Source organism: Cupriavidus sp. NPDC089707 (assembly GCF_044748965.1).
Lineage (GTDB): Bacteria > Pseudomonadota > Gammaproteobacteria > Burkholderiales > Burkholderiaceae > Cupriavidus.
Window position 1 is genome coordinate 255,858 of the sequence record NZ_JBIVHB010000004.1, and the last position, 23,806, is coordinate 279,663.

General features: G+C 66.7%; 24 protein-coding genes and 1 pseudogene. 6 read left to right on the forward strand and 19 right to left on the reverse strand.

The window, feature by feature from the left end; genetic code table 11:
• Positions 1-57 precede the first annotated feature (57 nt).
• Both ACIP1U_RS09720 and ACIP1U_RS09725 read left to right on the forward strand, forming a co-directional pair.
• Positions 58-672, forward strand: a complete 615-nt coding sequence (locus ACIP1U_RS09720) for a sigma-70 family RNA polymerase sigma factor (protein ID WP_400314275.1) — start codon at positions 58-60, stop codon at positions 670-672.
• A complete protein-coding gene (locus ACIP1U_RS09725; RefSeq protein WP_400314276.1) occupies positions 669-1,940 on the forward strand; it encodes a hypothetical protein in 1,272 nt (423 codons plus the stop codon). The genes ACIP1U_RS09720 and ACIP1U_RS09725 overlap by 4 nt, the downstream gene beginning before the upstream one ends.
• Before the next feature lie 30 nt (positions 1,941-1,970).
• On the opposite strand, the gene ACIP1U_RS09730 is transcribed toward ACIP1U_RS09725, so the two are convergent.
• Complete coding sequence (locus ACIP1U_RS09730) at positions 1,971-3,065, reverse strand: CAP domain-containing protein (RefSeq protein WP_400314277.1); 1,095 nt, start codon at positions 3,063-3,065, stop codon at positions 1,971-1,973.
• A gap of 320 nt (positions 3,066-3,385) precedes the next feature.
• Positions 3,386-4,324, reverse strand: coding sequence for a LysR family transcriptional regulator (locus ACIP1U_RS09735; RefSeq protein WP_400314279.1), 939 nt, complete (start codon positions 4,322-4,324; stop codon positions 3,386-3,388).
• 209 nt (positions 4,325-4,533) lie between these two features.
• Between ACIP1U_RS09735 and ACIP1U_RS09740 the strand changes: the two genes are divergently transcribed.
• Together ACIP1U_RS09740 and ACIP1U_RS09745 are read left to right on the forward strand one after the other, a co-directional pair.
• Positions 4,534-5,796 (forward strand): acyl-CoA dehydrogenase family protein, encoded by a 1,263-nt coding sequence (locus ACIP1U_RS09740; RefSeq protein WP_400314281.1) that lies wholly within the window; start codon positions 4,534-4,536, stop codon positions 5,794-5,796.
• 177 nt (positions 5,797-5,973) lie between these two features.
• Positions 5,974-6,666 (forward strand): glutathione binding-like protein, encoded by a 693-nt coding sequence (locus ACIP1U_RS09745; RefSeq protein ID WP_400314410.1) that lies wholly within the window; start codon positions 5,974-5,976, stop codon positions 6,664-6,666.
• Between the two features lie 81 nt (positions 6,667-6,747).
• Here ACIP1U_RS09745 and ACIP1U_RS09750 read toward each other — a convergent pair whose 3' ends face one another.
• Positions 6,748-7,587, reverse strand: coding sequence for a hypothetical protein (locus ACIP1U_RS09750; protein WP_400314283.1), 840 nt, complete (start codon positions 7,585-7,587; stop codon positions 6,748-6,750).
• Between the two features lie 267 nt (positions 7,588-7,854).
• Here ACIP1U_RS09750 and ACIP1U_RS09755 point away from each other — a divergent pair, with 267 nt between their 5' ends.
• Positions 7,855-8,295, forward strand: coding sequence for a helix-turn-helix domain-containing protein (locus ACIP1U_RS09755; protein WP_209763208.1), 441 nt, complete (start codon positions 7,855-7,857; stop codon positions 8,293-8,295).
• On the opposite strand, the gene ureG is transcribed toward ACIP1U_RS09755, so the two are convergent.
• The 14 genes from ureG to urtA form a co-directional block, all read right to left on the reverse strand.
• On the reverse strand, positions 8,292-8,921 hold the full coding sequence (gene ureG / locus ACIP1U_RS09760) for an urease accessory protein UreG (protein ID WP_029044737.1): 630 nt from the start codon (positions 8,919-8,921) through the stop codon (positions 8,292-8,294). The two genes, ACIP1U_RS09755 and ureG, sit on opposite strands and share 4 nt — an antisense overlap.
• 14 nt (positions 8,922-8,935) lie before the next feature.
• A complete protein-coding gene (locus ACIP1U_RS09765; RefSeq protein ID WP_400314285.1) occupies positions 8,936-9,628 on the reverse strand; it encodes an urease accessory protein UreF in 693 nt (230 codons plus the stop codon).
• Positions 9,625-10,020 carry an endonuclease domain-containing protein gene (locus ACIP1U_RS09770; protein ID WP_400314286.1) on the reverse strand — a complete coding sequence of 132 codons (396 nt, stop codon included), beginning with the start codon at positions 10,018-10,020 and terminating at the stop codon, positions 9,625-9,627. Before ACIP1U_RS09770 ends, ACIP1U_RS09765 begins: the two co-directional genes overlap by 4 nt.
• A 144-nt stretch (positions 10,021-10,164) precedes the next feature.
• Positions 10,165-10,818: an urease accessory protein UreE gene (gene ureE / locus ACIP1U_RS09775; RefSeq protein WP_400314287.1), complete on the reverse strand. Its 654-nt coding sequence runs from the start codon at positions 10,816-10,818 to the stop codon at positions 10,165-10,167.
• Between the two features lie 29 nt (positions 10,819-10,847).
• Complete coding sequence (gene ureC, locus ACIP1U_RS09780) at positions 10,848-12,563, reverse strand: urease subunit alpha (RefSeq protein ID WP_400314289.1); 1,716 nt, start codon at positions 12,561-12,563, stop codon at positions 10,848-10,850.
• Positions 12,563-12,868 (reverse strand): urease subunit beta, encoded by a 306-nt coding sequence (locus ACIP1U_RS09785; RefSeq protein WP_400314290.1) that lies wholly within the window; start codon positions 12,866-12,868, stop codon positions 12,563-12,565. Before ACIP1U_RS09785 ends, ureC begins: the two co-directional genes overlap by 1 nt.
• Positions 12,869-12,879: 11 nt before the next feature.
• A complete protein-coding gene (locus ACIP1U_RS09790; RefSeq protein WP_400314292.1) occupies positions 12,880-13,491 on the reverse strand; it encodes a HupE/UreJ family protein in 612 nt (203 codons plus the stop codon).
• 67 nt (positions 13,492-13,558) lie between these two features.
• Positions 13,559-13,861, reverse strand: a complete 303-nt coding sequence (locus tag ACIP1U_RS09795) for an urease subunit gamma (RefSeq protein WP_400314294.1) — start codon at positions 13,859-13,861, stop codon at positions 13,559-13,561.
• Between the two features lie 48 nt (positions 13,862-13,909).
• Entirely contained in the window at positions 13,910-14,779 is an 870-nt protein-coding gene (locus tag ACIP1U_RS09800) for an urease accessory protein UreD (RefSeq protein ID WP_400314296.1), read from the reverse strand.
• Positions 14,780-14,889: 110 nt separating this feature from the next.
• A complete protein-coding gene (gene urtE, locus ACIP1U_RS09805) occupies positions 14,890-15,582 on the reverse strand; it encodes an urea ABC transporter ATP-binding subunit UrtE (RefSeq protein ID WP_400314298.1) in 693 nt (230 codons plus the stop codon).
• Positions 15,583-15,584: 2 nt separating this feature from the next.
• Positions 15,585-16,433, reverse strand: a complete 849-nt coding sequence (gene urtD / locus ACIP1U_RS09810; RefSeq protein ID WP_400314300.1) for an urea ABC transporter ATP-binding protein UrtD — start codon at positions 16,431-16,433, stop codon at positions 15,585-15,587.
• The gene (gene urtC / locus ACIP1U_RS09815) at positions 16,430-17,638 is read right to left on the reverse strand and encodes an urea ABC transporter permease subunit UrtC (protein ID WP_400314412.1); all 1,209 of its coding nucleotides are present in this window, start codon (positions 17,636-17,638) and stop codon (positions 16,430-16,432) included. The genes urtD and urtC overlap by 4 nt, the downstream gene beginning before the upstream one ends.
• Positions 17,638-19,281: an urea ABC transporter permease subunit UrtB gene (gene urtB / locus ACIP1U_RS09820; RefSeq protein ID WP_400314302.1), complete on the reverse strand. Its 1,644-nt coding sequence runs from the start codon at positions 19,279-19,281 to the stop codon at positions 17,638-17,640. The genes urtC and urtB overlap by 1 nt, the downstream gene beginning before the upstream one ends.
• Before the next feature lie 193 nt (positions 19,282-19,474).
• Positions 19,475-20,731 (reverse strand): urea ABC transporter substrate-binding protein, encoded by a 1,257-nt coding sequence (urtA, locus tag ACIP1U_RS09825; RefSeq protein ID WP_400314304.1) that lies wholly within the window; start codon positions 20,729-20,731, stop codon positions 19,475-19,477.
• Positions 20,732-21,141: 410 nt separating this feature from the next.
• Between urtA and ACIP1U_RS09830 the strand changes: the two are divergent.
• Positions 21,142-22,539: pseudogene (locus ACIP1U_RS09830) on the forward strand (gamma-glutamyltransferase family protein); the annotation flags it as partial.
• Between the two features lie 246 nt (positions 22,540-22,785).
• Here ACIP1U_RS09830 and cyoD read toward each other — a convergent pair.
• Both cyoD and cyoC read right to left on the reverse strand, forming a co-directional pair.
• Positions 22,786-23,160, reverse strand: a complete 375-nt coding sequence (cyoD, locus tag ACIP1U_RS09835; RefSeq protein WP_400314305.1) for a cytochrome o ubiquinol oxidase subunit IV — start codon at positions 23,158-23,160, stop codon at positions 22,786-22,788.
• Complete coding sequence (cyoC, locus tag ACIP1U_RS09840) at positions 23,160-23,801, reverse strand: cytochrome o ubiquinol oxidase subunit III (protein ID WP_151071395.1); 642 nt, start codon at positions 23,799-23,801, stop codon at positions 23,160-23,162. The genes cyoD and cyoC overlap by 1 nt, the downstream gene beginning before the upstream one ends.
• Positions 23,802-23,806 lie beyond the last annotated feature (5 nt).

Sequence of the window (23,806 nt, forward strand, 5' to 3'; positions counted from 1 at the left end):
GCGCAGGGTGGCGCAGCGGTTTGTCGCCCCGCCCTGCGCTCTCCTATACTCGGGCGCATGCAGGCCCCAGACCCCGTCCCGCCTCCCCCGTTGGCCGCGCTGCCCGACCAGGACCTGATGCTGCTGGTCGCGTCCGGCATCATCGAGCAACCCATCGCCGAGCTGTTCCGCCGCCATAACGCCGGCCTCTACAACTACGTGGCGTGGCTGTGCCGGGGCAACACCGGCGAGGCCGAGGACATCGCGCAGAAGACCTGGATCAGGCTGATGACCCGCTGCGGCGACTACCAGCCCGCCGCGGCGTTCCGCACTTTCCTGTACCAGATCGCGCGCAATGCCTGGCTCGACCAGGTGCGCAGCGCGGAGGCGCGCCAGCGCCACGAGACGGACGACGGCCAACCGCCGGAGTTGCCAGCCGATGACCTGTCGCCGGAAGCCGAGTTGCAGTTGCGGCAGCATGCGCACCACGTCCACCTCGCACTGCTGCAACTGCCGGTGGCACAGCGCGAGGTGGTGGTGCTGCGTTTCTTCAGCGACATGAGCGTCGAGGATATCGCGCAGATGCTGGGCGAAAAATTCGAAACGGTGAAGAGCCGGCTGCGCTACGCCTTCGCGCGGTTGCGTGCCGAACTGGCGGGCAGCGTGCCGGACGCGCGGGAGCCCGGGCCATGAGCGCCGCCGACCGTTTCATCGACGGACAGGACCGGCTTGCCGCGTTGTTGAAGGCATTGCCGGCCTACGTGCCACCGGAGCGGCTGGCCGATGCCGTCCAAGCCGCGGCCCACGTGGCCCAGCAGGAAGCCGACGCGCGCCGCGCCAGCACCCTGCCGTTTGCCGCGCCACCGGGACTGGCGTCTGCGGTGCTGGAAGAAGCCGCGCGGCTGCAGGCAGCGCAGGCAGGCCGGCGCGATGCGGTGCTGGCCGGCATCGCCGCAGGCCAGCCGGCGGCGCAGGCACTGGGTGCGCCTGTCAGCGATGCCACGCGCGACTGGCTGGCAGCGCAGGCGCGCAGCGTTGCCGCCGCGCAGGCGGTCGAAGGGACGGATTGCGCCGGACGGACGGAACAGACACGAACGGCACGCGCACGCCGCTGGTGGCGATCACTCGGTGCCGTAGCGAGCGTAGCGGCCGTGGCCGGGCTGACCACCAGCATCGTGCTGCGGCAGATCGACGAAGGCGCCTTGCAACCGGCTTCGGTGCATGAGTCAACCGCACCGGCAGCCCCGACGGCAGCCCCACCCGCAACCGCACCGGCTGCGACCGCGGCGGCCGGGGACGCTCCCGCGTCGACACATGAAGCACCCGTCGCCGCTCCGGCACGTCCGGCCCCGCCGGCGCCCAAGGTTTCTCCGTCGGCGTCGCGGGAGCTACGGCAAGAACGCGAAGCCCCTCAGCGCCAGCACGTGCAGCCGCACGCCGAGCGCAAGGCGACGCCACGCGACGAAACGCGGGCCATGCCCGCCCCGGTCCTAGCCACCAAAGGCTTGCCGCCACAGGCTCCGGCGATTGCGGCGGCTCCGCCGATGCCCGCGTACTCCGCCATGGCGGAATCCGCGCCGGCACCGGTGACCACGCCCTCACCGCTCTCAGCGCCCTCACCGCCAGCACCGCCGGCAGCAGCCGCCCCGCGTGCCGATTTCGCGCGCAAGGCCGCCCCGCCGCGGGCAGCTGCGCGCGCACCCGCTGCGCTTGCCGCCGCGGCGATGGTCGTATCGGTACAGGAAGATCCCGCAGCGATCGCGGCGCGCATGCACGCAGCCACGCCGCTCGGCGTGTGGGCGGCCGAACCGGACAGCGAGGAAATCAGGGAATGGGTGGAACGGCTGTGGCAGTCGCTGCCGGCGGGGCAGCGCCCGCCGTTGCCGTATGCCGTGCAGCCTGACCGCACGCTGGCGCCGGGCCAGGTGCGCATCGAGCTGCAGCACCGCGCCCCGCAGTGAGCGCGGCGGTGCCTGGCTGATCGGGGAAGATCAGCGCGTGGTGAACGACCAGCTCAGGTCCACCGGCTGCGAACCCAGCCGGCCGGTCACGCGCACGTTGTAGCGCTGGCCGCTCGCCAGCGGTGCCACCGGCGTGCAGATCGCCAGGCCGCGCGCGGCGCTGGACAGGCCCGACGAACGGCTGTCGACCTTCAGGCAATTGACGCTGGCACCCTGCGCGTCGGTGATGGCGAAGTTGTCGGCATCGAACTGCAGCGAGGTATTGATCGCCTGCAGCGAGACCGGGTAGCCAACGGTCTTGCCTTCGTAGCCCGGCGCCGGGTTGGGGCTTTCGGAGTTGACCCAGCTCGCCGGCACGTCGGCCTGGCCGTTGAAGGGGTAAGCCACCATCTGGTTGTCGCTGCCGCCCTTGGACGCATCGGCCAGGTCGATGGTCTGGTAGTAGCTCGCCGAGGTGCCGCTGCCGTTCGGGCCCACGCTCTCGGCAAAGCCGCTGCCGGCCGAGCCGTAGCTGCCCAGCAGCGCGGCGCGGTGGAACGGTGCGTTGATCAGGTCGGAGACCAGCGCATCCTTGGGCGACATCGACAGGTTGGCATTGGCCACCGAGGTCCAGCGATTGGCACCGGCCACCACTTCCGCGGTGGCATTGGTCGGGTAAGCCGCCTGGATGCGCGCGTTGGGCGTGGCACCGGTATAGCCGGGCCGGCCGCTGATTTCGTCGTGCGTCAGCGTGGCGTTGGCCAGCATGTATCCGGTGTGGTTCTGCGCCACGGTGTTGAGCGCGTCGCGCGCGGCCAGCGGCGGAAGGCCAACCTGCTCGCGGCGGTAGTTGGCGTAGCACAGGCCCGCGGTGCGCGGTTCCTCGAGCACGCGGTAGTTGCTGACCGCGCTGCCGCGCGCCGGCAACAGCGTGATGCCGCTGCCGGCCGCAGGCGCCGGTGCCGCACCGCTGACGGTGTAGCAGCCGCCGGCAGTGGTCGGCGTGGAAGACGTCGAACCAGGCGTGGAGCCAGGGCTCGTGCTGGACTGGGTGCCGGATTGCGAGGAGCCCTGCGGCGCGCCGGCCGACGTGGTGCCGTCGCCCCCGTCTCCACCGCCGCCGCCACAGGCGGACAGGGCCAGCACGGCAGCGGCGCAGAGGCCGGTCAGGGTGAACGTGGTGTGCCTCGCGCGTCGCGGCAGCGTCGGTTGGCAATCAGCAAGCAAGCGTGTCCCGGTCATCGGTCTGGATTTGTCGTAGTCGTGGAATAAGGCATCTGCCTGAGGGATCCGCACGCGCGGACGGCCGACGCATGAGGCGCCGGAGGCAGAAAGACCGAACGATGGTATGAGCGTGACCCGGCAGGGTCTAGCGCGCGAACAATTGCTTACGTGTGCACCGCGCGCGCTTCACCGGGGCAACGCCCAATACACATTGGGCAACCGGCATGCGACGCGCACTCCGCTCAGCCCGCAGGCGTCACATCGGAGGTGCCGCCACCGAGCGATGTCATCACCGCCATCAACTGCTCGCGCAGCCACCTGTTGGCGCCATCGTTCTCGCCACCCGCGTGCCAGTACAGGTGCAGTTCCAGCGTCGGGACCTTGAACGGCAGGGACAGCAGCCGGTTGGCGTAAGGCTCGTTGGCGATGCGCGCATAGCGCAGCGGCAGCGTGGCCAGGAGATCGGTGCAACTGACTACGCGGCACGCGGCGGCATAGTGCTGGCAGCGCAGCCGCACGCGCCGCGTCAGGCCCATGCGGTGCAGCGCCTGGTCTTCCAGCCCGGCGCCGCGGCGGCGCGACGACACGTGCACGTGTTCGGCCGCCAGGTAGCGCTCCAGCGTCAGCTCCTTCTTCACCAGCGGATGGTCGCGGCGCGCCAGCACCACCATCGGGTCGTTCATGAACGGCGCGTGGTGAATGGCCGGCGAAACCGGCAGCAGGATATCGATCGCGGTATCGATGGTGCCCGCCAGCAACTCGGATTCCATCTCGCGCCGGTCAAAGCGGATCGCAGCGATTTCCACGTGCGGCGCCATCGCCGTCACCCGCGCCATCAGCGGCGGCAGCAGCGTCGATTCCAGCGCGTCGCGCATGCCGATGGTGAAGCGCCGCACCGTATTGGTGGGATCGAAGTGCGGCGTATCCTGCAGCGTCCGGGCAAACGACTGCAGCGCGCCACGTACCTCGCCGGCCAGCGAACGGGCCAGCGGCGTGGGCGCCATGCCCTGCCCGCGGCGCTCGAACAGCGGGTCGTCGAACAGCGTGCGCAAGCGCCCCAGCGCATGGCTGACCGCCGGCTGCGTCAGGTTGAGCTGGCGCGCGGCCGCGGTGATGCTGCCTTCGCTGTAAATGGCGTCGAACACCACGAAGAGGTTGAGGTCGATGCGGGAGAGCTGCATGCGAGCGATTCTGTCATGGAATGCAGGAAATTGATACTGCCAAATCCAGAAAATTCATTTTTCTAATTATCGTCTTTCAGATAGAGTGCATTGCATCGGCGAAGTCTGCCCGAACGACGAAGCCAACCGGCGCCGTTGCCCGCCGTTGCCCGCCGTTGCCCGCCGTTGCCAATGCGCGGCGCCCACCGATCCCGTAGCGAGGAGACCACATGGATTTCGAGTACAGCCCGAAGGTCAAGGAAATGCAGGCCAAGCTGCTGGCCTTCTTCGACCAGCACATCTATCCGAACGAAAAGCGCTTCGCCGAGGAGATCGACGCGAACCGCCGCGCCGGCGACGCCTGGATCCCGACCAAGGTGATCGAGGAACTGAAGCCGCTGGCGCGCGAAGCCGGCCTGTGGAACCTGTTCCTGCCGCGCTCGCCGCGGGCGCCGCAGGGCCTGTCCAACCTGGAATACGCCACGCTGTGCGAGATCATGGGCCGGGTGCCCTGGTCGGCCGAGGTGTTCAACTGCGCCGCGCCCGACACCGGCAACATGGAGACGCTGGAGCGCTATGCCTCCGAGGAGCTGAAGGACAAGTGGCTGGAGCCGCTGCTCGCCGGCGAGATCCGCTCGGCTTTCCTGATGACCGAGCCGGCGGTGGCCTCGTCTGACGCCACCAACATCGAATGCCGCATCGATCGCGATGGCGACCATTACGTCATCAATGGCACCAAGTGGTGGTCGTCGGGCGCCGGCGATCCGCGCTGCAAGGTCTATATCGTGATGGGCAAGACCAATCCCGACGCCGGCCGCCATGAGCAGCAGTCGATGGTCGTGGTACCGGCCGACACCCCGGGCATCACCATCAAGCGCTTCCTGCCGGTGTTCGGCTACGACGACGCACCGCACGGCCACATGGAGATCGAGCTGAAGAACGTGCGCGTGCCGGCCTCGAACATCCTGCTGGGCGAAGGCCGCGGCTTCGAGATCGCGCAGGGCCGCCTCGGCCCGGGCCGCATCCACCACTGCATGCGCAGCATCGGCGTGGCCGAGCGCGCGCTGGAGCTGCTGTGCAAGCGCGCGCTGTCGCGTGTGGCCTTCGGCAAGCCGGTGGCCAGCCAGGGCGTCACCCAGGAGCGCATCGCCGAAGCCCGCTGCGAGATCGAGATGGCGCGCCTGCTGACGCTCAAGGCCGCGTACATGATGGACACCGTCGGCAACAAGGTGGCCAAGGCCGAGATCGCGATGATCAAGGTGGTGGCACCGAACGTGGCGTTGAAGGTGATCGACTGGGCCATTCAGGTGCACGGCGCCGCGGGCGTGTCGAGCGACTTCCCGCTGGCCAGCTGGTGGGCGCACCAGCGCACGCTGCGCCTGGCCGACGGTCCGGACGAGGTGCACCGCAACGCCATCGCCAAGCTGGAACTGGCCAAGCACATGAACGTGAACCCGGACAGCATCAGGATGCCGGTGGCGCGCGGCTTCTGAGCGCCCGGCCGGCGCGGGCGCCTTGCGCGCCTGCTCCGCAGGTGCTCGCCCCTGACGCCAGTATGGAAACGCGCAGCATGCCTGCGCGTTTTTTTCTTCTGTGCTTAAATCGCCCGGTTCGCCACGTCAGTGGTTGACGTGGCAGTCACCACGATCGCAGCCAGGGGAGCCATTGCGATGATCGACGTCTATACCTGGGCAACGCCCAACGGCCACAAAGTTCACATCATGCTGGAAGAATGCGGCCTGGAGTACAAGGTCCATCCGATCAACATCGGCGCCGGCGACCAGTTTGGCGAGGACTTCCTGAAGATCAGCCCCAACAACAAGATTCCCGCCATCGTCGATCCCGACGGCCCGGACGGCAAGCCGATCTCGCTGTTCGAATCCGGCGCCATCCTGCTGTACCTGGCCGGCAAGACCGGCAGGTTCCTGCCCGAGGACGTGCGCGGCAAGTACGACGCGCTGCAGTGGCTGATGTTCCAGATGGGCGGCGTCGGCCCGATGCTGGGGCAGGCGCACCACTTCCGCATCTACGCCCCGGAGAAGATCGAGTACGCGGTCAACCGCTACACCAACGAGGCCAGGCGCCTGTACGGCGTGATCGACACGCAGCTGTCGAAGCACGAATGGCTGGCCGGCGACCAGTACACCATCGCCGACATCGCTACCTTCCCATGGCTGCGCAGCTGGCAAAACCAGGGCGTCGAGCTGGACGAATATCCGAACCTGAAGCGCTGGTTCAACGAGATCGCCGAGCGTCCCGCGGTCAAGCGCGGCGTCGAGGTGCTGGCCAGCGCGCGCAAGGCGCTGCAGGACGACAAGGCGCGCGAGGTGCTGTTCGGCGCCACGCAGTACAAGCGCCACTGAGGCGCCACTGAGGCGCCACAGAAGTGCCACAGAAGTGCCACTGAGGACCGGCCCGGGCGTGGCCCCGGGCCGCCGCGGTGTTCACGCCGCCACCAGTGCCGGCATGTCGGCACGCTCCCTGGCCAGCCGACCGGCGCACCGCGTGGCCTGCCCGATTCTGCCTTCGCCTTCGTTCCCGCGATTGCCATGCTCGCACGGCGGCCCGAAGCAGCACAGCAGGGCGGTGCCGGGCATGAGCACGTCGAGACGACAGGTTTCATTCGGGTCCGGCGCGTAAAGCGCGCCGGGCTGCAAGAACGCCGCGTTATCCGCCGCTGACGCCTCCGGCCCGTGCCAGTGCAAGCCTGCAGCACCGCGATAGCACAGCGCCCAGCGCAAGCCGCGCGCGCGCAGCCACTGCGCCCAGTCGCCGCCCGAATCATCAAGCTGGATGAACTCAGGCTGCATGCCTGACAGGCTTCGCAGCGCGCCCCCGCCCGGTGATGCGCCGTCGATGCTGTCAGGGTCGTCCGCGCCCACCTTCCCCAGCGTGCAGCGACACGCGCCAGCGGGCAGCGACACTGGCGCCGCAGCTACATCCTGCGCGACCGCGCGCACCAGGATCGTATCGAGCGTAGCGCGGACCTGCATCGGCACGCCGGTGGCGGGCGCGAACAACTCGCCGCCGCCCGCCAGCAGGCTGCCGCGCCCGGGCGCCGACATGCGCAGCCCGCCGCGCAGGCAGGCCCACCACTCGGGCCGCTCCGCCATGAATTCGGGCTGAGCCTCTCCCGCGCGGAGAAACACGTAGTCGCAGGTTTCGCCAAGCCCTGCCGTAGCGGACAGCAAGCGCGACTGGAAACCGATGGTCAGGTCCGCCACAGCATGGTGGCCGGAGTGGAAGGCGCGCATCTGCGCCTCGAACAGCGTGAATATCTGCATGGCAATTCCCTGAGCAGGGCGACAGGATGTAGTCATCCTGTCCGCGCAATCCGGCGCACGCGCGAAAGCATCGCGCCGGCATCGCGCAGTGGTCCCGTCTGGCACGGCCATGCAAGCCGCCCGATGTCATGCCATCGTGCCGCGCCATATGCACTGGCGCATCCCTTATTCCGCGGATCGGGCATCGATAGTGAGGGGGAGAATAAGTTGTCGTGGCCTCAAGGTCAAACCCTTAGCCTCAGAACACTCCGAACTTCTTACGATCCCATGACTACTCGACATCTCAGACTATTCGGATTGCATCTCGCCTGGCTGCGCAAGCAGCGCGGCTGGTCCCAGGAAACGTTGTCGCTTGAAAGCGGTCTGGCACGTTCCTACCTGAGCGGCATCGAAGGGGGCAAGCGCAACCTGGCGCTGATCAATATCTGCACGCTGGCCGAGACCCTTGCGGTCCCACCGTCCGAAATGCTGGACTTCGCACGCCACGATGTCAGCGAGTTGCAGGTGGAGCAGCCGCCGATGCCCTACGGCAACCGGCAGCAGGCGGCCATCGAGGCCACCGTGCGCCATATGGCCGAACTCAACGAGCCGGAGCTGAACCTGGTGGCGGCGGTTGCGCGGGCGCTGGCGGGCAAGGGCAGCTTCCGCCCGCCGGTGAGCTATGTCAAACCCGGCGCCAGGGCCGCCGCGGGCGACATCGAGCGCTAGACGCCAAGCATGCCCTGCCGTTCGATGAAGCGGATCACTTCGTCCAGGCCCTGCCCGGACTTGACGCTGCCCATCACGAACGGCCGGGTGCCGCGCATCTTGCGGGCATCGCTCTCCATCACTTCCAGGGACGCGCCGACGTACGGCGCGAGGTCTGTCTTGTTGATCACCAGCAGGTCGGACTTGGTAATTCCGGGGCCGCCTTTTCTCGGAATTTTCTCACCGCCGGCTACGTCGATCACGTAGATCGTCAGATCAGAAAGTTCTGGGCTGAAAGTTGCCGCGAGGTTGTCGCCGCCGGACTCGATGAACACCACGTCGGCGTCCGGGAATTTCGCCAGCATGCGGTCCACCGCTTCCAGGTTGATCGACGCATCCTCGCGTATCGCGGTATGCGGACAGCCGCCGGTTTCCACGCCCATGATGCGCTCAGCAGGCAACGCGCCGGAGATCGTCAGCAGGCGCTGGTCTTCCTTGGTGTAGATGTCGTTGGTGATTGCGACCAGGTCATAGCGATCGCGCATGGCCTTGCACAGCATCTCCAGCAGCGTGGTCTTGCCGGAGCCAACCGGGCCGCCGACGCCAACGCGCAGCGGAGGGTTCTTCTTGGTACGGGCCTGGGTCATGGTGGGGAGTGGATTCAGGAACGGAACAGCCGGGAGTACTGCGTTTCGTGGCGCGCGCAAAGCAGGCCCAGCAACGGGGAAAAGGTTGACAGTTGCGGCGGCGTGGAATCGGCGCGGCGCGTGGCTTCGTCTACGGTTTCCAGCACCGCTGCGTGAAGACGGCGCAGCATGTGTTGGCCGGCGACCTGGCCCAGCGGCACCGCCTTGATCGCGGCGGCGACCTGGTTCTCGGCCCAGTTGAAGCAATAGGCGGCCAGGCCGTCACGGGCGTCGACGTCCAGCGCAACGCACGCTGCGGTGAAGGCGGTTGGCAGACAGACCGGCGATAGTGCTGCCAGCGCCTCGCGCAATGCTGGCGTGCCCCACTCCATTTGGCCGATCAGCTTCGCCAGCGACCAGCCCATCTGCTCGGTCTCGAGGCGAAGCTCCGAGGTTTCGCGGGTGGCGTGGAACCAGGCGTTCCACGCCTGCACTGCTGCCGTGTCACCGGTACGCCAGTGGCGATGCAACAGCAGCCACAACGGCGCTTCGCATTGGGACTGGACATGCAGCAGGTTGTCGCGGATCCAGCGCTCGGCCGTCTGGGCGTCATGGATGACGCCGGCCTCGATCGCGGCTTCAAGCCCTTGCGAATAGCTGAAGCCGCCGATGGGCAAGGCGGGGGATGCGAGGTGCAGCAGGGAAATGAGTTGGTGGAGGTTGGTCATGAGGGCTGACCCCGTTTTGCGACGGTTTGCTCCCCTCTCCCGCTTGCGGGAGAGGGGTCGGGGGAGAGGGCCGGCGCATCCACAAGCCCCAGCTCCAACAAGACCACACGAACCCTTTCCAACACTGCCTCAGTGTTCCCCAATACCTCATGGTTCCAAAACCGCAACAAACGATAGCCTTCGCGCCGAAACCATGCATCGCGTTTCGCATCGACCTCTATGTCATGCTGGCCGCCGTCCACCTCAATGACCAGTTTGAATGCCATGCAGACAAAATCCGCTATATAAGGCCCACACTGCTGTTGACGCTTGAATTTCAACCCCAGGAATCGATGGGCGCGAAAGTGGTACCAAAGACGTTGCTCTGCTTGGGTCTGGTTTGAGCGGAGCATGCGGACGAATGTCGGTGCTGGCAAACGCTGGCCCTCTCCCCCAGCCCCTCTCCCGCAAGCGGGAGAGGGGAGCGCGGTGTCGGTATTGGTAAGGTTTTCCGGCAGATTCACAGCGCGCCCCCATTGTTGTCAGCACTAATGGGATCAATGCTTATGCACGCAATTTGCATCGTCAACATGATCCGCGTCGCTATGTTCGTGATCATGAGCATGTCCGTGCGAGTGCGAGTGCGAGTGCGAGTGCGAGTGCGAGTGCGAGTGCGAGTGCGAGTGCGAGTGCCCATGATGCTCATGGAACACCGCCTGCGCCGCCGCATAGTCTTCCGCGAACGTGGCATCGTGCCCATGCTTGTGCCCGCCGCCATACGCTCCGGCCTCCGGCTCGAACGGCAGCTCCGCGCGCTCGGCGCGCACGCCCAGGCGCTGCAGCATGTCGGCCAGCACCGGGTCGTACTCTAGCCGCAGATAGTCGCGCCCGATCTCCACCGGCGTGTGCCGGTTGCCCAGGTGATACGCTGCCCGCATCAGCGCATGCTGATCCTCCGAACGCACGTCCAGCACGGCCTCCGCAGCAGCCTGCACCTCGACAAAGCTGCCATCCTCGGCCACCAGCAAATCGCCCCCCCTCAGCACCGTGCCGCGCGGCAGGAACAACGCAGCCTCGGTGCCGTTGTCGAGCACCGCGCGCAGGCGGCTCTTGCTGCGTTCGTTGAAAGGCAGGACCAGCTTGGGAGCACGGCGCACCAGCACCGGCGCAATGCCGTGCGGGGCGCTCAGAAGTTTGTCGATCTTCAGCATTTGCGATGCGAGGCGTGGAGCCCGGCGGTTCAGAACAGGAAATAGCGCTGCGCCATGGGCAGCTCGGTGGCGGGCTCGCAGGTCAGCAGCTGGCCGTCGGCAACGACCTGGTAAGTCTCCGGATCGACCGTGACGTGCGGTTGCCAGTCATTGTGCACCATGTCGCGCTTGCTGACCGTGCGGGTGCCGCGCACCGCAGACAGCGTCTTGGCCAGGCCATAGCGCTCGCCGACATTGGCCGAAAGCGCCGCCTGCGATACAAAGGTCAGCGAAGACCGGTGCAGCGCCCCACCCGCCGACGCGAACATCGGCCGGTAATGCACCGGCTGCGGTGTGGGGATCGACGCATTGGGATCGCCCATCGCCGCGGCGGCGATCATGCCGCCCTTCAGGATCAGGCTCGGCTTGACGCCGAAGAACGCCGGACGCCACAGCACCAGGTCGGCCCATTTACCGACCTCTACCGAGCCCACCTCATGCGCGATGCCATGCGTCAGCGCCGGGTTGATGGTGTACTTGGCGACATAGCGCCTGACGCGGAAGTTGTCGTGCCCGCCACGCGCATCGTGCGGATCGCCGGGCAGCTTGCCACGCTGCAGCGCCATCTTGTGCGCGGTCTGCCAGGTGCGGATGATGACCTCGCCGACGCGGCCCATGGCCTGCGAGTCGCTGGAGATCATCGAGAACGCGCCGAGGTCGTGCAGGATATCCTCCGCGGCGATGGTCTCGCGGCGGATGCGGCTTTCGGCGAAGGCGATATCCTCGGCAATCGACGGGTCCAGGTGGTGGCACACCATCAGCATGTCGAGGTGCTCGTCCAGCGTGTTCACCGTGTACGGCCGCGTCGGGTTGGTCGACGATGGCAGCACATTGGCCTCCCCACAGACCTTGATGATGTCCGGCGCATGGCCGCCGCCGGCACCTTCGGTGTGGTACGTATGGATGGTGCGGCCCTTGAATGCGGCAATGGTCGCCTCGACAAAACCGGCCTCGTTCAGCGTATCGGTATGGATCGCCACCTGCGTGTCGGTCGCGTCCGCCACCGACAGGCACGTATCGATCGCCGCCGGCGTGGTGCCCCAGTCCTCATGCAGCTTCAACCCGATCGCACCGGCCTCCACCTGCTCCAGGATCGGCGCCTGCTGGCTGGCGTTGCCCTTGCCGAGCAGCCCGATGTTCATTGGGTAGGCGTCCGCCGCCTGCAGCATCCGTTCCATGAACCACAGCCCCGGCGTCACGGTGGTGGCGAAGGTGCCCGTCGCCGGCCCGGTGCCGCCGCCGATCATGGTGGTGACGCCGCTCATCAGCGCCTCTTCGATCTGCTGCGGGCAGATGAAATGGATATGGCTGTCGATGCCGCCCGCCGTGACGATCATGCCCTCGCCCGCGATCACCTCCGTACCCGGCCCGACCACGATGGTCACGCCCGGCTGGATATCCGGGTTGCCGGCCTTGCCGATCGAGGCGATGCGCCCGTCTTTCAGCCCGATATCGGCCTTGACGATGCCCCAGTGGTCAACGATCAGCGCATTGGTGATCACTGTGTCGACGCAGTCCTTCGCCATGCGCTGGCTCTGGCCCATGCCGTCGCGGATCACCTTGCCGCCGCCGAACTTCACTTCCTCGCCGTAGATGGTGAAGTCCTTCTCGACTTCGATGATGAGCCCTGTGTCGGCCAGCCGCACGCGGTCGCCGGTGGTGGGGCCGAACATCTCGGCATAGGCCTGCCTGGAGATCCTTGCCATCACAGCGCTCCCATGATCTTGCCGTTGAAGCCGTAGACGATGCGGTCGCCATCCAGCGCCACCAATTCGACGGTGCGGGTCTGCCCGGGCTCGAAACGTACCGCCGTACCCGCCGCGATATTCAGCCGGAAGCCGCGCGTGGCTTCGCGATCGAACGACAGCGCGGTGTTGGTCTCGTAGAAATGGAAGTGCGAGCCGACCTGGATCGGCCGGTCGCCGGTATTGGCCACCGTCACGCTGACCGTGGCGCGGCCGGCGTTGAGTTCGATCTCGCCATCGGCGGGCATCAGTTCACCGGGGATCATGGTGCGTCTCCTCAGGCCACCAGCAGGCCGGCGCCGTACAGCGCCACGCCGGCACCGGCCAGGCGGGCCAGCCAGCCGGCATGGCGGCGCAGCAGCGTGCCGGCGACGATACCGAGCAGGTGCAGCGCCATGGTCGCGACGGCAAAGCCGCCGACGTAGGCCAGCACGGCGGGCAGCGCCTCGGCAGTGGCCGGCAACTCCGCGCCATGCGCATAGCCGTGGAACACCGCAAAGCCGCCAACCAGCAAGGCCCCCGCCCAAGCAGGCAGCTTGGCGCGCAGCGCCAGCATCAAGCCCACCACCAGCAACGACACGGCGATCATCGGCTCCACCGCTGGCAGCGCCATGCCAGCCAGCCCGAGTGCCGCACCGACCAGCATCAGCGCGACGAAGACCAGTGGCAGGCGCAGCGTATCGGCAGCCGAGCGTGCCACCAGCGCGCTCCACACGCCCACCGCCGCCATCGCCAGCAGGTGGTCGGCGCCGGTGAACGGGTGCGCCAGGCCGGCCCACAGGCTGGCGCCGACGGTAGCGGCATCATGGCCGGGGTGCGCCAGCGCGGCGGTGGCGGCAATGGTCAGGGTAGTGCCCAGTGCAAGGCGCAGGCAGGCGGTACGGGTCATATCGGCTCTCGGTTGGATTTGTTGTTCGAATCGGTCGTCGCAGCGCCAACTCCGACGATGGGCTAGCTCAGACAATGGGATGGTGCACGGTCACCAGCTTGGTGCCGTCGGGGAACGTCGCTTCCACCTGGATCTCGGGGATCATCTCGGCGACGCCATTCATCACGTCATCGCGCGTCAGCACGGTGGTGCCTTCGTGCATCAGATCGGCAACGGTGCGGCCATCGCGCGCGCCTTCCATGATGGCGGCGGTGATCAGCGCCACCGCTTCCGGATAGTTGAGCTTGAGCCCACGCGCCTTGCGGCGTTCAGCCAGCAGCGCGGCGGTGAAGATCAGCAGCTTGTCCTTTTCTCTCGGCGTTAGTTCCATCTCTTGTTCCTTGTCTGCCTTGTTGTCCGATCGTGGTCCTACGTGGCCCTACGTTGCCCACAGGCGCAGCGGTCGCGCCACCACGCCGTGCATCGGCGCGCGCAGCGCGTTCCAGCTATCGACCATCACGTGGCGCACGGCTTCCATCTGCCGGCCGAGCACGCGCACAAGCAGCATCGACTGGCCATGGGCTGCCAGGCAGGTCACGCCCGCGCGCAGTTCCGGGCCGTAGGGCAACCGTTCGGCCAGCGCTTCCGCCAGTTCCTGCGTCGCGCCCTCGCCTACCGCCCACAGCGTGCCCAGCACGTTGAGTCCATCGAGCCCCGCCACGGCGGTGCGCAGCGGCGACCCTGCATCGAAATGAGACTGTTCGATCCACAACGCGCGCTCGCCGACGCCGACGCGGGTATCAAGCCACAACGCACCGCGCGCCCATTGCTCGCCCGATGCCTGCCGGCCCAGCACCACGGCATCCCAGCCGATCGCGCTGCCGCCCGGCGCAACGTCGAGCACCGTCGCGATGCGCGCGCGCGCATCGTCGAATACGATGTTCTCCTGCGGCAGCCAGTCCAGCCGCGCCCCCGCGCCGACCGACAGCCGCACCTGCTGCGCCGCGTCGCGGCCGAGCGACTTGTACCACTTGGTGGCGCCGGGCGTGGCCAGCACCGCGTGGGCACCGGCATCGACCGTCACATCGATATCCAGGCTGTCGCCGCCCGCCACGCCGGCCGGCGGGTGCAGGATGACGACATGGCAGATGCCGCCTTCGGGATAGAGCGGCTTCTGCACCAGCAGCGGCCCCCGGTGGCGGCGCTCGACCAGCGCGGTGCGTTCGCCGCGTTGCGCAAAACGCAGCCGCAGGCTGGCCTGCCATGCGGCAGGCACGGCGAGTGACGATGGAAAATCTGGATGACGCATGGCGAGGAAATGCCGGAGGCGGGTGCGCGATGGCGGGGGTTGCAGGCAATCATAGCGCGCCGCCTGCCTGGGCGGAAAGCGGCGTGCGATGCGCATTCCCCGTTCTGCCCTTACACGGCAATCAGCTCCCGTACGCCGTCCTGCTCCATGCTCGTCCCGGCACCGCGCGCGACCACTTCGCCCCGGCTCATCACCACATAGTGATCGGCGATATGGCGCGCGAACTCGTAGTACTGCTCGACCAGCAGCACCGTCATGCCGAACTCATCCACCAGCAGCCGCAGCGCGCGGCCGATGTCCTGGATGATCGATGGCTGGATGCCCTCGGTCGGCTCGTCGAGAATCAGCAGCTGCGGTTCGCTCATCAGCGCCCGGCCGATCGCCAGTTGCTGCTGTTGGCCGCCGGACAGGTCGCCGCCGCGGCGCTGGCGCATGGTGCGCAGCACGGGGAACAGCTGGTAGATGCGATCCGGCACACCCGATGGCCGCGCGCGGCTGGCGGCACCGATCAGCAGGTTCTCTTCGACTGTCAGCCGCGGAAAGATCTCGCGCCCCTGGGGCACATAGGCCAGCCCGGCGGAGACCCGTTCATACGGCGCCTTCTTCTCCAGCGGCTTGCCGTCCCAGTGGATGCTGCCGCTGCGCGTCGGCACCACGCCCATCAGGCATTTCAGCAGTGTGCTTTTCCCTACGCCGTTGCGGCCGAGCAGCGTGGTCAGCTTGCCCGCCGGCACGTCAAAGGAGACGTTGCGCAGGATATGGCTGCCGCCGTAGTACTGGTTCAGTGCATTGACCTGCAGCATGCTTATCTTCCCAGGTAGGATTCGATCACGCGTTCGTCGCGCTTGACGCTGTCGAGCGTGCCTTCGGCCAGCACGCTGCCCTCGGCCAGCACCGTGACCTTGCCGGCCCCGCCGGCCAGCGCGGCAACGAACTCCATGTCATGCTCCACCACCATCATCGAGCAGCTGCCACGCAGGCCGTTGAGCAGGCTGGCGAGTTGCATGGTTTCTTCATCGGTCATGCCGGCCACGGGCTCGTCGAGCAGCAACAACTGTGGCTGCTGCATCAGCAGCATGCCGATCTCCAGCCGCTGCTTCTGCCCGTGCGACAGCAGCCCGGCGGGCCGGTATGCCTCAGCCTCCAGTCCGGTCAGCACCAGCGTCTCCTCGATGCGGCGATGCCCCTCGCCGGTCAGCCGCGCGCGCAGCGACGACCGCCAGCGCTTGTCGGCCTTCATCGCCAGCTCCAGGTTCTCCCACACCGCATGCTGCTCGAACACGGTCGGCTTCTGGAATTTCCGGCCGATGCCGGCCTGCGCGATGCGCGGCTCGGTCATCCGCATCAGGTCGATGGTCTGACCCAGGAACACGCGCCCGCTGACATTGGCATTGCGCGGCCCGGTCTTGCCGGTGATGACATCCATCATCGTGGTCTTGCCAGCGCCGTTGGGGCCGATCACGCAGCGCAGTTCGCCATGGTCGATCGACAGGTTCAGCTTGTTGAGCGCGCGGAAGCCGTCGAACTGCACGGTGACGTCTTCCAGGTACAAGATCGGGCCATGCGACACATCGATGGTGCCCGGCTCCAGCACCCGGCCCAGCCCGGTGGCATCGCCGCTTTCGGCCTGGCCGTGTTGGAATGTGGCGTTCATGCTTCACCTCCGGTGCGGCCCGCGACCGCCGGCGTGGAAACCGGCTCTGGCACGGATGGCGCCACGGCACAAGCGCGGCGCTCACGCAGGCGCCGCCACAGGCCGATCACGCCGTCGGGCAAGTAGAGCGTCACCAGCACGAACATCGCGCCCAGCAGGAACAGCCAATATTCGGCGAAGTGGGCGGTGAAGAGCGTCTTGGCACCGTTGACCAGGAACGCGCCAACGACAGGCCCGATCAGCGTGCCGCGCCCGCCCACGGCAACCCACACCGCCATTTCGATCGAGTTGCCGGGCGACATCTCGCCCGGGTTGATGATGCCGACCTGCGGCACGTACAGCGCGCCGGCGATGCCGCACAGCACAGCCGAGAAGGTCCACACGAACAGCTTGTAGCCGAGCGGGTTGTAGCCGGAGAACATGACGCGCATCTCGGCATCGCGCACCGCGGTCACCACGCGGCCCAGCTTGGACGTGACGATGTAGCGGCAGGCAACGAAGCCGGCCAGCAACGCCAGGAAGGTCAGCACGAACAGCGCCGTGCGGGTCTGCGGCGCGGCGATGGCAAAGCCGGCGATGCGCTTGAAATCGGTGAAGCCATTGTTGCCGCCGAAGCCGGTCTCGTTGCGGAAGAACAGCAACATGGCCGCATACGTCATCGCCTGTGTGATGATCGACAGGTACACGCCCTTGATGCGCGAACGGAAGGCAAAGAAGCCGAACAGCCACGCCAGCACGCCCGGCACCAGCACCACCAGCAGCAGCGCGTAGCCAAGGTGGTCGGTACCGTGCCAGAACCACGGCAGCTCCTTCCAGTCGAGGAACACCATGAAGTCCGGCAGGTCGCTCTTGTACACACCTTCGCGCCCGATCGAGCGCATCAGGTACATGCCCATGGCATAGCCGCCCAGCGCAAAGAACAGGCCATGGCCGAGGCTCAGGATGCCGCAGTAGCCCCACACCAGGTCGAGCGCGATCGCGGCCAGCGCAAAGCACATGATCTTGCCGACCAGCGTCAGCGCATACGCCGACAGGTGCAACGGATGACCCTCCGGCACCAGCAGCGCGCATACCGGCACGCCGATGCCGACGATCACCGTCAGCGCCACCAGCGCCATCCAGCCGCGCGGCGAGAACAACGACTGGCGCTCGGGTACGGCAAGCCGGAAGGGCAACACGGAAGAATTCGACTGGAATCGCTGCATCATGCCTCCGCGCTGCGCCCCTTGAGCGCGAAAAGTCCCTGCGGCCGCTTCTGGATGAAGAGCACGATCAGCACCAGGACAAAGATCTTGGCCAGCACCGCGCCATAGAACGGCTCGATGAACTTGTTGATGATGCCCAGCCCGAACGCACCTACGATGGTGCCAGCCAGTTGCCCTACCCCGCCCAGCACCACCACCATGAACGAATCGATGATGTAGGCCTGGCCCAGGTCGGGACCGACATTGCCGATCTGCGACAGCGCGCACCCGCCAAGCCCGGCGATGCCGGCGCCGAAGGCAAAGGCGTAGCTGTCGACCTGCCACGTGCGCACGCCGACGCACGCCGCCATGGTGCGGTTCTGCGTGGTGGCGCGCACGAACAGCCCCAGCCGCGTGCGATTGAGCACCGCCCACGCCACCGCCACGACGGCCAGCGCGAACAGGATGATGACCACGCGGTTGTACGGGATCACCAGTCCCGGCATCCATTCGAAGCCACCGCTCATCCATCCGGGATTGGCCACTTCCACGTTCTGCGCGCCGAACAGCGTGCGCACTGCCTGCATCAGCAACAGGCTGATACCGAAGGTGGCCAGCAGCGTTTCGAGCGGGCGGCCATACAGGTGGCGCAGCACCAGCCGCTCCAGCACGAAGCCCACCACCGCCGCTGCCAGGAACGACACCGGCAGCGCCGCAGGCAGGTACCACGCGAACGCATCCGGTGCATAGGCACGGAACAGCGACTGCACCACGTAGGTGGCATAGGCGCCGATCATCAGGAACTCGCCGTGCGCCATGTTGATGACGCCGATCAGGCCATAGGTGATGGCCAGGCCCAGTGCGGCCAGCAGCAGCACGCTGCCCAGGCTCAGGCCGGCGAACAGATTGCCGGTCAGTTCGGCGCGGCGCTGGTCGCTGCGCAGCTGGTCCAGCGCCTGCTGCGCGGCCAGGCGCACGTCGGCATCCGCTTCGCGGTAGTTGCCGGCGCTGTCGCGCTCGACCAGCGGCGCCAGCTTCTGGCGGCTCTGCGGGTTGCTGTCCCTGGCGAGGATGCGGATCGCTTCGAGCCGGGCATCGTGCGCCGCGGCATCTGCGGGCTCCGCCAGCACCAGGTTGGCCCAGATCACGTCCAGGCTGGCGCGCAGGCCAGCATCGGCCTCGGCCTTGCGCGCGGCTTCCACGGCGGCAAGCGAGGCGCTTTCCGGCTGGTCGCGCAAGGTGCCGATGGCCTGCGCGCGCACCGCGATGTCGGGCGATTGCAGCAGCAGGCTGCTGGCGGCGCTGTCGACCAGCGCGCGCAGGCTGTTGTTCAGGGTCAGGGATTCGAGTTCGTCCGGCTTGACGGTGACCGGCTTGCCGGTGATGGCATCGACCACCTTGTCGCCATCCTGGCGCACCATGCCGACCGAGGGCGCATATTGCAGGATGTCGTCCTGCAGGGCCTTCAAAACCGGGCCGGCTTCGGCAGGCGATGCCTTGGTCAACGCAGACAACGCGGCAGTCTTGGCGTCGAAGTCGTCTTCGGCCAGCGGCTTCAGGTCGGCCTGCGTCAGCGCTGCCGCCCAGGGCGCTGAGGCCAGCAGCAGCGCGGCGAGCAGGGCGCGCAGCCAGGGCACGACTCGAACGGATAAGGGATTGCGCATAGGAGCTTGCGATGGCAGGAATGATGCGAGCTGATTGTCTGCTCCCCTCTCCCGCACGCGGGAGAGGGGTCGGGGGAGAGGGCCGGAATCTATGAGGAAGTAACGCCATCACAATTGCCAGCGCCCGCCCTCTCCCCCAGCCCCTCTCCCGCAAGCGGGAGAGGGGAGCCGCGTGGTGGCAAGCAGAAGGGGCTTACATCACCTTGTCCGGCTTCCCTTCATTGCCCGAGATGAACGGGCTCCACGGCTGCGCGCGCACCGCCTTCGGCGTCTTCCACACCACCGAGAACTGGCCATCGCCCTTCACCTCGCCGATCATCACCGGCTTGTACAGGTGGTGGTTCTCGCCCATGGTCAGCGTGAAGCCGTCCGGCGCCTTGAAGGTCTGGCCATACATGGCCGCACGCACCTTGTCGGTATCGGTGGTGCCGGCCTTCTTCACAGCCTGCGCCCACATATGGATGCCGACATAGGTGGCCTCCATCGGGTCATTGGTCACGCGCTTGTCGCCGCCCGGCAGGTTGTTGGCCTTGACCCAGGCCGCCCACTGCTTCCTGAAGGCGTCGTTCTGCGCATTCTTGACCGACATGAAGTAGTTCCACGCCGCAAGGTGGCCGACCAGCGGCTTGGTATCGATGCCGCGCAGCTCTTCTTCGCCCACCGAGAACGCCACCACCGGCACGTCCTTGGCCTTCAGGCCGGCATTGCCCAGCTCCTTGTAGAACGGCACGTTGGAATCGCCGTTGATGGTCGAGATCACCGCAGTCTTGCCGCCCTGCGAGAACTTCTTGATATTGGCGACGATGGTCTGGTAGTCGCTGTGGCCGAACGGGGTGTAGACCTCTTCGATGTCCTTGTCGGCAACGCCCTTGCTCTTCAGGAAGGCACGCAGGATCTTGTTGGTGGTGCGCGGGTAGACGTAGTCGGTGCCCAGCAGGAAGAAGCGCTTGGCGCCGCCGCCTTCCTTGCTCATCAGGTATTCCACCGCCGGGATGGCCTGCTGGTTGGGCGCGGCGCCGGTGTAGAAGACGTTTTTGGACATCTCTTCGCCTTCATACTGCACCGGATAGAACAGCAGCGAGTTCAGCTCTTCATAGACCGGCAGCACCGACTTGCGCGACACCGAGGTCCAGCAGCCGAAGGTGACCGCGACCTTGTCCTTGCTGACCAGCTGGCGCGCCTTCTCCGCGAACAGCGGCCAGTTGGAGGCAGGGTCCACCACCACCGGCTCGAGCTTGCGTCCGAGCACCCCGCCGCTCTTGTTGATCTCGTCGATGGTCATCAGGGCCACGTCTTTCAGCGACGTTTCCGAGATGGCCATCGTGCCGGACAGCGAGTGCAGGATCCCGACCTTGATCGGTTCCTTGGACTGCGCCATGGCCAGCGGGCTGGTACCGATCATTGCCGCGGCGGCGATGGCCGACAACTTCAGCATGTCACGTCGTTGCATTTGCAGCTCCCGTTTGTGGTGTTAGTAGGGACTACGCTCCCCGGGGTGATGCATTTGCAACTAGCGTGCCACCGGTTTCGGGCGGCAACCCGCCCGCCAGGCGCGGCGCGCATGGCTTTACCGGGCCGCGAGGACCCTCGCGCACCATGAGCGTGCAGCGCAGGTCGGCACTGAGACAGTGCAACAGGAGAGATGGGAGCAGTGACGGTGCATGGTGCCCGCGAGCAGGTCGCGGCCATGCGCCAGAATCGGTCGTGTTGCCCGCACCGGTCTGACGGCGAGGACGGTGTGCGGCTTGCCAATGGCGACACCCGGCGCGGAAGTAAGCGAACTTTTAATCCGGAATTGGATGACTGTAAATCGGTACAACAGTCCATTAAGACAGGCTCGCGGCCAACCTACGTTTAGAGATAGCCTGGAAGGACCTGTTCACGCCGGCCATCAAGCTCGCCACCGATGGCTTCGCGGTCCCGCCCCGCATGGCGGCGGCTATCTCAGGCTCCGCCACGGTAACCAATATCCAGCGCGACCCGGAAATGGCCGCCTACTTCCTGAACCCTGACGGCACGCCGCGCGCGGTCAATACCACCCTCAGGAATCCGGCGCTTGCGGGCGTGTTCACTGCCGTGGCAGCCGGCGGCGCCGATGCTTTCTACAAGAATGGCCCGATCGCCCAGGCCATCGTCGACAAGATCCAGACCGCCTATGACGGCAACACCACGCCAGGCGTGACCACACTGGACGACCTGGCCAACTACCAGGCCAGGAAGCGCACGGCGGTCTGCACCACCTATCGCCAGTACGAGATATGCGGCATGCCGCCGCCCTCCTCCGGCGGCATTGCAGTCGCGCAGATCCTGGGTATCGTCGAGAATTTCGACATGGCCAGCCATGGCCCCACGCTGGTCGACCAGAATGGCGGCCGGCCCAGCGTGCTGGGCGCGCACTTGCTCGGCGAAGCGGGCCACCTGGCCTATGCCGACCGCAACAAGTACGTGGCCGACACCGATTTCATCGGCCTGCCGGGTGGCAGCTGGGACACCATGCTGAACAAGCCCTACCTGAGCCAGCGCGCCGCGCTGATCAGCACCACCGGCGTGCTGACCACGCCGGTGGCCGCAGGCAACCTCGGCGATGTGCCACTGTCGCCGTCGTTCGTGCAGGAGCGCGGCACCACCCACCTGTCGCTGCACGACAAGTACGGCAACGTGGTGGCGATGACCACCACCATCGAGTCGGGGCTGGGGTCTTACCACATGACCAACGGCTTCCTGCTGAACAACGAGCTGACCGACTTCAACGCCGCGCCTGCCGTGGGCGGCGTACTGGTCGCAAACCGCGTGCAGCCGGGCAAACGGCCGCGCAGCTCGATGTCGCCGACGCTGGTGTTCAAGCGCAATGCCGACGGGTCGCGCGGTGACTTCTACATGACCACCGGTTCGCCCGGCGGCGCCACCATCATCCAGTACGTGGCCAAGACGCTGGTGGCGGCGCTGGACTGGGGCATGGACGCGCAGCAGGCGGTGTCGATGATCGACTTCGGCGGCTCCAACGGCGCGGGCTCGGCCATGATCGTCGGCGGCGAGCACCCCAATGTCGACCTCAGCGTGCCGTCCGGCGGACTGGCGGGCGATAACGACCCGCTGGTCAAGGGCCTGCGCAACCTTGGCCACACGGTGAACACCGCCGCGCAGTCGAGCGGCCTGAGCGCGATCATCCGCATCACCATCGGCGGCTCGGCGGTGCTGGTGGGCGGCGCCGACCCGCGCCGCGAAGGCGTCGTGCTGGGCGATACGTTCAAGCCTTGATGGCAAGACCCTGAACCACGCGTGTTTCCTCCCCTCTCCCTCTGGGAGAGGGGCGGGGGAGAGGGCAGGCGTTGCCACGAAGTGAAGCGCCACCGTGCTTGCCAAGCGCCGACCCTCTCCCCCTGCCCCTCTCCCGCTTGCGGGAGAGGGGCGAAAGCCAGCGGCATGAATGCAATCTCGCAAAAAAAACGGGGCCCCTCGCGGGGCCCCGTTTTTCGATGCCAGGATGCCAGGACAGCGCAGTCCTTACATCGGCATCATGTTGGCGTTCAGGTTGTACATGATCCACAGCGAACCCGCCACCACGATCACCAGGATCAGCGCCGTGAACAGCAGCGCGATCACGTTGCTGCGCTGCTCGGACGACGTGTCCAGGTGCAGGAAGTACTTCAGGTGGACCAGGATCTGGACCGCGGCCATGCCGAGGATGATCCACAGGATCGTGCCCTTGTCCATGCTGCCGTCCATCACCAGCTTGAACGGGATCACGGTCAGGATCACCGCGAGGATGAAGCCGATCGCGTATCCCTTGAAGCTGGCGTGGGTGCTGCTGCCATGCGAATCGTGCGCGGCATGCGAGTCATGGGCGCCGTGCGCCGCCGGTGCGTTGTGTTGTGCCATCACAGATGTCCCATCAGGTAGACCACGGTAAACACGCCGATCCAGACCACGTCCAGGAAGTGCCAGAACAGCGACAGGCACATCAGGCGCTTGCTGAGCGTCGGGGTGATGCCCTTCTTGCCCAGCTGCCACATCAGCACGATCATCCACAGCATGCCGCTGGCGACGTGCAGGCCGTGGGTACCGACCAGCGTGAAGAACGACGACAGGAACGCGCTGCGGCCCGGGCCGGCGCCTTCGGCGATCAGGTGGTGGAACTCGTTGATTTCCATCGCCATGAACGCCGCGCCCAGCAGGAACGTCACGCCGAGCCAAGTCTGCACGTGCTTGAGGCTGCGGTTCTGCAGCGAGATCATCGCCATGCCGTACGTGATCGAGGAGAACAGCAGGATGAAGGTCTCCACCAGCACGTAGTTGAGCTCGAACAGCTCCTTCGCCGACGGCCCGCCCGCCAGCTCGCCGCGCAGCACGGCAAAGGTGGCGAACAGCCCGGCGAAGATGATGCAGTCGCTCATCAGGTAGATCCAGAAGCCATACACCGTATTGGCACTGGTATCGTGGTGCGCATGGTCATGGCCATGCGCGTCAGCGTGGGCCGAGGCGCCCTGCGCGGGGATGCGGTCTAGGACTTGAGTCGACATGGTTG

Coding starts and splice junctions, on each gene's coding strand:
- ACIP1U_RS09720 (WP_400314275.1), top strand. CDS start 58: ATGCAGGCCCCAGACCCCGTCCCGCCTCCCCCGTTGGCCGCGCTGCCC.
- ACIP1U_RS09725 (WP_400314276.1), top strand. CDS start 669: ATGAGCGCCGCCGACCGTTTCATCGACGGACAGGACCGGCTTGCCGCG.
- ACIP1U_RS09735 (WP_400314279.1), bottom strand. CDS start 4,324: ATGCAGCTCTCCCGCATCGACCTCAACCTCTTCGTGGTGTTCGACGCC.
- ACIP1U_RS09740 (WP_400314281.1), top strand. CDS start 4,534: ATGGATTTCGAGTACAGCCCGAAGGTCAAGGAAATGCAGGCCAAGCTG.
- ACIP1U_RS09745 (WP_400314410.1), top strand. CDS start 5,974: ATGATCGACGTCTATACCTGGGCAACGCCCAACGGCCACAAAGTTCAC.
- ACIP1U_RS09750 (WP_400314283.1), bottom strand. CDS start 7,587: ATGCAGATATTCACGCTGTTCGAGGCGCAGATGCGCGCCTTCCACTCC.
- ACIP1U_RS09755 (WP_209763208.1), top strand. CDS start 7,855: ATGACTACTCGACATCTCAGACTATTCGGATTGCATCTCGCCTGGCTG.
- ureG (WP_029044737.1), bottom strand. CDS start 8,921: ATGACCCAGGCCCGTACCAAGAAGAACCCTCCGCTGCGCGTTGGCGTC.
- ACIP1U_RS09765 (WP_400314285.1), bottom strand. CDS start 9,628: ATGACCAACCTCCACCAACTCATTTCCCTGCTGCACCTCGCATCCCCC.
- ACIP1U_RS09770 (WP_400314286.1), bottom strand. CDS start 10,020: ATGCTCCGCTCAAACCAGACCCAAGCAGAGCAACGTCTTTGGTACCAC.
- ureE (WP_400314287.1), bottom strand. CDS start 10,818: ATGCTGAAGATCGACAAACTTCTGAGCGCCCCGCACGGCATTGCGCCG.
- ureC (WP_400314289.1), bottom strand. CDS start 12,563: ATGGCAAGGATCTCCAGGCAGGCCTATGCCGAGATGTTCGGCCCCACC.
- ACIP1U_RS09785 (WP_400314290.1), bottom strand. CDS start 12,868: ATGATCCCCGGTGAACTGATGCCCGCCGATGGCGAGATCGAACTCAAC.
- ACIP1U_RS09790 (WP_400314292.1), bottom strand. CDS start 13,491: ATGACCCGTACCGCCTGCCTGCGCCTTGCACTGGGCACTACCCTGACC.
- ACIP1U_RS09795 (WP_400314294.1), bottom strand. CDS start 13,861: ATGGAACTAACGCCGAGAGAAAAGGACAAGCTGCTGATCTTCACCGCC.
- ACIP1U_RS09800 (WP_400314296.1), bottom strand. CDS start 14,779: ATGCGTCATCCAGATTTTCCATCGTCACTCGCCGTGCCTGCCGCATGG.
- urtE (WP_400314298.1), bottom strand. CDS start 15,582: ATGCTGCAGGTCAATGCACTGAACCAGTACTACGGCGGCAGCCATATC.
- urtD (WP_400314300.1), bottom strand. CDS start 16,433: ATGAACGCCACATTCCAACACGGCCAGGCCGAAAGCGGCGATGCCACC.
- urtC (WP_400314412.1), bottom strand. CDS start 17,638: ATGCAGCGATTCCAGTCGAATTCTTCCGTGTTGCCCTTCCGGCTTGCC.
- urtB (WP_400314302.1), bottom strand. CDS start 19,281: ATGCGCAATCCCTTATCCGTTCGAGTCGTGCCCTGGCTGCGCGCCCTG.
- urtA (WP_400314304.1), bottom strand. CDS start 20,731: ATGCAACGACGTGACATGCTGAAGTTGTCGGCCATCGCCGCCGCGGCA.
- cyoD (WP_400314305.1), bottom strand. CDS start 23,160: ATGGCACAACACAACGCACCGGCGGCGCACGGCGCCCATGACTCGCAT.
- cyoC (WP_151071395.1), bottom strand. CDS start 23,801: ATGTCGACTCAAGTCCTAGACCGCATCCCCGCGCAGGGCGCCTCGGCC.